Annotated in this window: 7 protein-coding genes; 2 read left to right on the top strand and 5 right to left on the bottom strand. The window is 72.9% G+C overall.

Annotated features, from left to right (window positions below):
* Positions 1–95: 95 nt before the first annotated feature.
* The 4 genes from ACFU7Y_RS33615 to ACFU7Y_RS33630 form a co-directional block, all read right to left on the bottom strand.
* Complete coding sequence (locus ACFU7Y_RS33615) at positions 96–1,907, bottom strand: amino acid transporter (RefSeq protein WP_224284635.1); 1,812 nt, start codon at positions 1,905–1,907, stop codon at positions 96–98.
* A gap of 459 nt (positions 1,908–2,366) precedes the next feature.
* Positions 2,367–3,995 (bottom strand): multicopper oxidase family protein, encoded by a 1,629-nt coding sequence (locus ACFU7Y_RS33620; protein ID WP_380770636.1) that lies wholly within the window; start codon positions 3,993–3,995, stop codon positions 2,367–2,369.
* 147 nt (positions 3,996–4,142) lie between these two features.
* Entirely contained in the window at positions 4,143–4,649 is a 507-nt protein-coding gene (locus ACFU7Y_RS33625) for a hypothetical protein (protein ID WP_380770637.1), read from the bottom strand.
* Between the two features lie 128 nt (positions 4,650–4,777).
* Entirely contained in the window at positions 4,778–5,692 is a 915-nt protein-coding gene (locus ACFU7Y_RS33630) for a LysR family transcriptional regulator (RefSeq protein WP_224281194.1), read from the bottom strand.
* Between the two features lie 127 nt (positions 5,693–5,819).
* On the opposite strand from ACFU7Y_RS33630, the gene ACFU7Y_RS33635 reads away from it, so the two are divergent.
* Positions 5,820–6,866 carry a YncE family protein gene (locus tag ACFU7Y_RS33635; protein ID WP_380770638.1) on the top strand — a complete coding sequence of 349 codons (1,047 nt, stop codon included), beginning with the start codon at positions 5,820–5,822 and terminating at the stop codon, positions 6,864–6,866.
* A 12-nt stretch (positions 6,867–6,878) separates the two neighbouring features.
* On the opposite strand, the gene ACFU7Y_RS33640 is transcribed toward ACFU7Y_RS33635, so the two are convergent.
* On the bottom strand, positions 6,879–7,856 hold the full coding sequence (locus ACFU7Y_RS33640; protein ID WP_380770639.1) for a VanZ family protein: 978 nt from the start codon (positions 7,854–7,856) through the stop codon (positions 6,879–6,881).
* 310 nt (positions 7,857–8,166) lie between these two features.
* Between ACFU7Y_RS33640 and ACFU7Y_RS33645 the strand changes: the two genes are divergently transcribed.
* Positions 8,167–8,568 carry a YccF domain-containing protein gene (locus tag ACFU7Y_RS33645; protein ID WP_224281197.1) on the top strand — a complete coding sequence of 134 codons (402 nt, stop codon included), beginning with the start codon at positions 8,167–8,169 and terminating at the stop codon, positions 8,566–8,568.
* Positions 8,569–8,684: the final 116 nt, after the last annotated feature.

The raw sequence follows: 8,684 nt of genomic DNA on the forward strand, positions 1-8,684 counted from the left end.
CCCCGGCGCGGGCGGCGCTCCGTCGTTCCCGCCGGACACACCGACGGCCCGCCCGCTCAAGGGGAGCGGACGGGCCGTGGGCGGACGGGCGGCGATCAGCCGACGTGGACGCGCGGGCGGCGCGAGCGGTCCGGCTCGGCCTCGCGCAGCACCTCGCGGGTGACCGGTGCGACCTCGCCCTGCCCGAACAGGAAGAACCGCAGGAACTGCGCGAAGGGGCTGCCCTCGGTCCACTCGAAGTAGAGGTGCGGCTGCTGCCCGGTGCGGTCCCGGATGTTCAGCGCCAGCGCGGCGAGCGCGTTCGGGATGCTGGAGCTCTCCAGGGTGAGCACCCGGTAGCGGCCGTGCAGCACCTCGCCGCGCACGGTCAGCTCGGCCTCGAAGTCGGAGGCGTCGCGGACGGTCACCTCGACGAAGACCAGGTCGTCCTCGCCGGGGATGTCGTTGTCGGCGCGGATCTGGCGGATCTTGTCGCGGTACTCGGCGACGTCGCGGTGGCTCGGCTCGTTGGCGATCAGCCGCAGCGGGCGGTGTGCGTAGTCCCTGATGAAACGTTCCGCCACATCGTCCAGGGCCACGTTGGTGACGCGCAGCTCGAAGGCGCGGCGCAGCCGGGACAGCAGCGAGACCAGGATGATCCCGGCGATGAAGCAGGCACCGATCTTCAGACCGTCCGGCCGCTCCAGCACGTTCAGCACGGTGGTGTAGAGGAAGATCGCCGCGATGACCGCGAAGGCGACGGTCCAGCCTCGCTCGCGCTTCTTGTGCGCGGCGATGGTCACCGCGATGGCGGCGGAGCTGATCAGCACCAGCACACCGGTCGCGTACGCGCCGCCCTGGGCGTCCACGTTGGCGTCGAAGATCCAGGTGACCAGGAAGCCGACCAGGGTCAGCACGATCACCATCGGCCGCACCGCGCGGGCCCAGTGCGGGGCCATGCCGTAGCGCGGCAGGTAGCGGGGCAGCAGGTTGAGCATGCCCGCCATGGCGGAGGCGCCGGCGAACCAGAGGATCGCGATGGTGGAGAGGTCGTAGACGCTGCCGAAGGCGCCCCCCAGGTACTCGTGCGCCAGGTAGGCCAGGGCGCGGCCGTTGGCGTCACCGCCGGCCTTGAACTGGTCGGCCGGGATGAGCAGCGTGGTGATGAAGCTGGTGGTGATCAGGAACACGCTCATGATCACGGCGGCGGTGGTCAGCAGCTTGCGGGTGCCGCGGATCCGGCCGGCCGGGTTCGCCTCGGTGTCGTCGGGGTCGCCCTTGATGTGCGGCATCACGGCGACGCCGGTCTCGAAGCCGGACAGGCCGAGCGCCAGCTTCGGGAAGGTCACCAGGGCCACGCCGACCATGACGATCGGATTGCCGTGCTGGACGGTCAGCGCGTCCGTCCAGTCGGTGACCACGTGCGGCGCCTCGATGATCTTCCAGAGACCGACGGCCACCACGACCACGTTCAGCACCAGGTACGTCCCGACCAGGAACACCGCCAGGCCGATCGCCTCGCTGAAGCCCTTGAGGAAGACCGCGCCGAGCAGGGCCACCAGGATCAGCGTGATCAGCACCTGCCTGCCGCCGAGGAAGCCGGTCAGGTGCGGGTTCTCCACCAGGTGCGCGCTCGCGTCGGCGGCGGACAGCGTGATGGTGATCAGGAAGTCCGTGGCCGCGAAGCCGAGCAGCGCGAGGACGAACAGCTTGCCCTTCCAGAACGACAGCAGCCGCTCCAGCATCGCGATCGAGCCCTCGCCGTGCGGGCTCTCCTTGGCCACCCGCCGGTAGACCGGCAGTGCGCCCAGCAGGGTGACCACCACCAGCACGATGGTCGCGATCGGCGACAGCACGCCCGCGGCGAGGGCTGCGATGCCCGGCTGGTAGCCGAGCGTCGAGAAGTAGTCCAGGCCGGTCAGGCACATCACCCGCCACCAGCGCTGGCCGGCGTGCGCACCGTGCGCGGCGGAGTCCCCCGCCGCCGCGCCCTCGTGCGACGTCTCCGGGGCGCCCTCCGCAGCGGACTGCTGCGCCGGCGTCTCCGCGGTCACGTCCTCCAGCAGCCAGCTGCGGAGGCGTATTCGCGCCGACGGCGCGTCCGACTCCGTCGTCTCCGTCGAACCCGACGAAACCACCTTGCACCTCTTGTTTAAAGACCCCGTAAAACGCCGTCGGGCGACGGCAGTGCGCCAGGCTATGCGACCGGCGTTAAGAATCCGCTACCGGCCCGCGTTAAGAAAACGTCATGGCCGCGCAGGTCGGCGCCGGTGGCACGATGCCCTGGGTCGGGTGCCGGGAACGGATCGACCCCGAACCGGTGGATCGGTTCGGGGTCCTTCCGGGGGTGAAACCCGCGCCCCTTTCCTCGGGGGGGGAGCGCGGGGTCAGGCCCGGTAACCGAGGACGGTCATCATGCCCGTCTCCGCGTGGTAGACGTTGTGGCAGTGCACCATCCACAGTCCCGGGTTGTCGGCGTCGAAGTCGACGGCCAGGGTCGCGCCCGGCAGCACGATCGCGGTGTCCTTGCGCGGGCCGTCGCCGGGCAGCGCGAAGCTGTGGCCGTGCAGGTGGACGGGGTGCCACATGGTGGTGCTGTTGCGGAACTCCAGCCGCACCCGCTCGCCCGCCGCAACCGGGTAGCGCTGCGCCGGGTCGTACCGGCGGCCGTTGAACGCCCAGTCGGCCTTCGCCATCCCCCCGGTGAGTTCCAGCTTCACCGTGCGGTCGGGCGCCTTCGCGGGCAGCCGGACGCCCGGGGCGGCCTTGAGCTGCCCGGCGGTGACCAGCCGGCCGTCCAGCTCGGCCGGGCGGACGGCGGCGTCGGGCGCGGCGCCGCCGCCGGTGCGCAGCACGGCCAGGGCGGTGGCGTTCTTGCCCTCGGCCAGCGCGGTCAGCGGGAAGACGCCGTCCTGGGCGGTGACCAGCACGTCGTAGCGCTCGCCCATGCCGAGCAGCAGCGCCTGGACGGTGGCCGGTTCGACCGGGAAGCCGTCGGTGTGGGTGACGGTCAGCTCGTGGCCGCCGAGGGCGACCCGGTAGGCGGTGTCGCCGCCCGCGTTGACCAGCCGGATGCGGATCCGGTCGCCGGGCTTGGCGGTGAAGGTCTCGGGCGCGCCGGCGAGCCTGCCGTTGGCCAGGTGGAACGGGTAGGCGACGTCTCCGGCGTCGCCGCCCAGCAGCGGGCTCCGAGCACCCATCAGCATCCGGCCGGGGCCGGAGGCTCCGGCGCCCGGGGTGCCGCCGGTGTCCGTCCCGGGCATCCCCGGCATGTCGTGGCCCGGCATCCCGGACATGTCGCGCCCGGAGCCGCCCGAGTGGTCCATCCCGCCCATGCCCTTGGCGAGTTCGGCGAGGACGGCGTCCGGGGTGCTGCCGTCGACGCCGTCCACCCAGTCGTCCAGGACGACGACCCACTCCTTGTCGTAGGCCAGCGGCTCCCTGGGGTCCTCGACGATCAGCGGGGCGTACAGGCCGCGGTCCTGCTGGACGCCGGAGTGCGGGTGGAACCAGTACGTGCCCGGGTGGGTGAGTGCGAAGCGGTACTCGAAGGAGGCGCCGGGCCTGACGTCGGCCTGGGTCACGCCCGGCACGCCGTCCATGTCGTTGCGCAGCGCGAGGCCGTGCCAGTGCAGCGAGGTGGACTGCGGCAGGTGGTTGGCGAGGGTGACGGCGAGCGTGTCGCCGACGGTGGCACGCACCTCCCGGCCGGGCAGGCGGTCACCGTAGGCCCAGCTGCGGACGGTGCGGCCGCCGAGGTCGAGGGTGGTCTCGGTGGCGGTGAGCGTGACCTTCCGCTCCGGGCCGGGATTGCGCCGGGCCTCGGCGGCAGCGACCTCGGGGCCGTTCGGGGCGAGGTAGCCGGGCGGGGCGGCGGCCGGGCCGCTCGTGGAGCCGTGGTTCATGGACGCGTGGTCCATGCCCTTCATGGAGTCGGAGGAGCAGGCGGTGAGCAGGCCGGTCCCGGCGGCGGCGAGCGCGGCGCCGAGGACGGTACGACGGGTGGGTGTGCGCATGGCGGAGTGCACCTCGTGCGGTGTGTGGGTGTGCAGGACGTCGCGTCGGCCGTTCCGTGCGCGGGCGCTGCGGGGCGCGATCGGGGCGCGTGGCTGTGCGCGCGGGCGGCCCTCAGCGGGCGCGGGCGCGGAACGGCGGGCGCGCGCCTACTGACGCAGCACCGAAAGCCGGGTGAGGAGTATCCGCCCGCCCCCGGGCGGGGGCAGCGCGCGGACGGCCCGCAGCAGCCGGGCCCGCACCTCGGCGGCGGCGTCGCCGCTGCGGCGCAGCAGCGGGCCGGCGAGGAGCAGCAGGGTCCAGCCGGCCAGGACGGCGAGGCAGACCGCCATCGGGTCCATGCCGCCGGGGGCGATGGGGTCGGCCGCCACCGCGTCGGCGGCGACGGCTGGGCGGTCGGCGTGCACGGGTTCGACGGCCGGGCCGTGCTGCCCGGCCTCGGCCGGTCGCATCGCGGAGTGTTCCGCCGAGTGCATCGCGGAGGCATGCGTCCCCGCTCCCCCGTGCCCGACGGAGCCGCCGTGCCCACCGGAGCCGTGCCCGCCGCCCGGATGGCCGAGCGTGTGCATGGTCACGATGCCGAGCAGCAGCGCGGCGAACAGCAGCAGACGCAGCGCCCACGGCACCGGCCGGCCGAACGGCCGCAACCGCGCCATCCTCCGCCTCCCCTCCCGCCCGCCTTCGTGTACCCCCGCAGGGTATCCCGGCCCTACGCCGCGAGCCGAGCCGGGGCCGCCCCGTTCACCCTCCCGGCTCCTACCGTGTCATCGGTGCCCGCGGCGCTTCAGTCCTCCGCCGCCTCGGCCACCGCACCGCCCAGCACCGCGGCCGCCACGTGCTCGCGGAACCAGTGGTGGCCCGGATCGGCCGAGTTGCGCGGGTGCCAGGCCATCCCCAGCTCCAGCGCGGCGAGGTCCAGCGGGATCGGGAAGGTGCGCAGGCCCAGCGCGGCGATGGTGTCCGGCAGCCAGTCCGCCGGGACGAGGGTGATCAGGTCGCTGTCCCGGGCGAGCAGCATCGCGCCGGTGTGGCTGGGCACGACGACCGCCACCCGGCGCCGCAGCCCGAGTCCGGCCAGCGCGGTGTCGATCGGGCCGAGCCGCTTGCCGCGCCGGGAGACGCCGATGTGGTCCACGGCGGCGAAGCGCCGGGCCGTGATCCGGCGGCCGTCGAACAGCGGGTGACCGCTACGGGCGAGACCGACCAGCGGGACGCTCAGCAGCCGGCGGGTGCGGACCTCCGGGTCCAGGTGTCCGAGCACGCCCAGCTCGACGTCCACCAGGCCCTGTCGCAGCGCCGGACCGCCCTCCAGGGTCTCCGGCAGGAACACCACGTCCACCCGCGGCGCCTGCGCCCGGACCCGCTCGGCGAGGGCGCCGGCCGTCCGCACCAGCAGCAGCTCACCTGCCTGCACCGTGAAGGTGCGGTCGAGGTGCACGGGGTCGAACCCGGCGCCGGGACGCAGCACGTTGTCGCAGCCTCGCAGCAACGCGCCCACCTCGTCCCGCAGTTCGATCGCCCGCGGGGTCGGGACCAGGCCCTGCCCGGCGCGCACCAGCAGCGGGTCCTCGACGGCGCGGCGCAGCCGGGCCAGCATCCGGCTGACGGCCGCCGGCGAGGTGCCGAGCCGCTCGGCCGCGCGGGTCACGCTGTTCTCCTGGAGCAGGGCGTCCAGGGCCCGCAGCAGGTTGAGGTCCATCGGAAGCAAGCTCCTGAGCTCTGTCTTTGCGTTCTAGGCAACTATCCGATGCCGATTCTTGCATTGCTGCCGCCGGTGCCGCCGACGAAGGTGGAGGTGACCGCGAAGCCCTCCCTGAGGAGTCCTCATGTCACAGCTCTCCCGTGCCGCCCGTTGCGGTGACGTCCTCGCCGTCGTCAGTCAGAGCGGCCCGACCGTGTCGTTCTTCGACGCCGCCACCGACCGCCACCTCGACACCGTCAACGTCCTCGCCGAGCCGCACGAGTTGTGCTTCGACCCGACCCAGCGGCTGCTCTGGTGCAGCAGCGCCTACCACTCGGGCTACTACCACGCCAACAGCGGCCGCCGCACCGAGCTGACCGTCATCGACGCCGACACCCGCCGCATCGTCGACGTGATCGACCTCGCCCCCGAACACGGCCCACACGGACTGGCGTTGGACACGGCCCGGCGCCGCCTCTACGTCAGTGTGGAGGGCGGCGAGGACCGCCCCGGCGGCGTCGTGGTCATCGACACCGAGACCCGCCGCCCGCTCGGCCGGATCGACACCGACGCCCCCGGCCCGCACTGGTTCGCCGTCACCCCGGACGGCCGGACGGGCTTCGCCACCAACAAGGAGGCTCCCTTCGTCTCGGTCGTGGACCTCGAACGCGGGGTTCTGACCGCCAAGGTCGAGGTTCCCGGCAGTGAAGGCCTGGCCGTCTCCCCCGACGGCACCCGGGTCTACGCCGCCGGCCCGTACCTCTCCACCTCCGCCGCCCCCGCCGCGGCCCCCGGCATCCGCGTCATCGACGTTCCGACCGCGACCGTCACGGCCGTCCTCCCCACGCAGTCCCCGGCCCTCCCGGTCCACCTCACCTCGACCGGCAGGCTCCTGGTCGGCGAGGTCCGGTCGGCGCCCGACCCCGGCTCCGCCCTGGGCCGCCAACTCCCCGGCCGCCTCACCGTGTTCGCCTCCGAAGACCACCGCCTGATCGGATCCGTCGAGGTGGGCCTCTTCCCCCTCACCATCGCCTCCTCCCCGGACGGCGGCCTCGCCTACGTCGCCGGCGTCGTCTCCTCCACCGTCGACATCATCGACCTGGACACCCTCACCCGCGTCTCCCGCCTGACCATCCCCAAGCTCGCCGCCCCGGGCGCCCACGGCCTGGCCTACCTCCCCCGCCCGGCATGAGCCGCCGGACGGCTACGACGTGACCGTCAGGATGCGGCCGTCGGCGGCCACGGTCAGGTCGACGTGCACCGGCGGCCGCCCTGAGGCCTCACCGTCTCGGCGGTAACTGAGCGTTCGGGAAGAGCCGTTCGGACCGGCGGGGGTGACGGTCGGGGTCAGGCCCGCGATCCGGTCGGCGAACCAGGTGTCGACGAAGGCCGTGCCGGCCGCGACGACCTGCTCCGGGGTGAGGGCAGGCGAGTCGGCAGCGGGGGGCGCGGTGGCGGTGGCGGCGAGCAGGCGGCCGCTGGGCTGCTCGATCCGGAATTCGCCACGGTCGGTGGTGACGTCCATGATCTGCTGGGGCAACCCCGGGTCGGCGGTGGTCGTGGTGGTGGTCACCAGGGTGCGCGGACCGAACAGGCCCTCCGCCACCCGCTGTGCCGTCACGATGTCATCGGACGGCGCGGCGGCGAAGCCCGGCGCGTCCCGGTACGTCCGGACGCCGAAGTGCACCACCAGTCCGACGCCGGCCAGCCCGACGACACCCAGCACCAGCCCGTGGACGAGGTCCCGGCGTGCCCGGGGGAGGCCGCGTCGCCGCACGAGCAGCCAGCCGACGGCGAGGGCCGCCCCCAGCAGCGCGCCGGCCGCGTTGTCGACGAAGTCCGCCCCGTCGCAGGCACGTCCGGTCCCGAGCAGGGTCTGGACGACCTCGGTGACACCGGACAGCACGACACAGCCCGCCAGCACGGTGGCCGGCCTGCGGGACAGCAGCACGCCGAAGAACGTCAGCGGAACGTAGAGCGCGACGTTCATCAGCCCCTGCTGCGCCGTCGCGTCGACCCACATGCCGGGCCCGATCGTGCAACTCGGCCGCCCCGAGTACCCGGCGGCCGTCGGCGTCAGCGTCACCGCCAGCTCGCCCGCCAGGCTGAGCCCCCACAGCACGGCCGGCAACACCGTGACGCCCTTCCGCCGGGCCCACCAGGCGGTTGCGGCGGAGAACATCAACCCGAGAACAGCGAACACGGGCAAAAGAGCAGGGGCGGCCGAGAAGCTTGCCTCGATCATCAGGTCTTCCGGTCAAGGGGCCGACAGGGCAGGCCGGTTGCTGGAAAGTGGAACGCTACCCCAGCCGTGGCACTGCCCTTCCCAGGCCCGGTTGCGTCCGAATGCGGTGGGCGTCGTCCCGGCCGTGGGCTGGGCAGTGCCCCGGACGGAGCCCGGAGAAACGACCCCTAGGGGGCATAGACACGTTCGGAGGCGGGCATGGCCAGGTCGTAGATGCAAGACCACCAGTCGTGAGAAGGTACCGCCCATGAAGGCGATAAAGTTCATCCTCAATGTCATCTGGCTGATTTTCTGCGGCATTTGGATGGCGCTTGCCTACACGCTTGCAGGAATTATCTGCTGCGTGCTCATCATCACGATTCCGTTCGGCATCGCGTCCTTCCGGATCGCCGGGTTCATCCTGTGGCCGTTCGGGCGGACGGCGGTGGAGCGGCCGGACGCCGGGCCGGCGTCCTGCGTGGGGAACGTCATCTGGCTGGTGTTCGCCGGGTGGTGGCTGGCGCTCGGGCACCTGATCACCAGCATTCCGCTGTTCCTGTCGATCATCGGCATCCCCTTCGGGTGGGCCAACCTGAAGATGATCCCGGTCTCGCTGATGCCGCTCGGCCGCGAGATCGTCTCCACCGACCAGGAGTGGGGCGCACGGTAACCGGAACGGAATCGCGGACGGCCGGCGAAGGGCAGCAGCCCTCGCCCGCCCGCCGCCGTTCCCGGCTCCGGCCCCGCCGGGGGCTGGCGTTCCGGGGCGCTGTTGACCAACGATTC

Origin of the sequence: Kitasatospora sp. NPDC057542 (assembly GCF_042801945.1) — a bacterium.
Taxonomy (GTDB): Bacteria; Actinomycetota; Actinomycetes; order Streptomycetales; family Streptomycetaceae; genus Kitasatospora.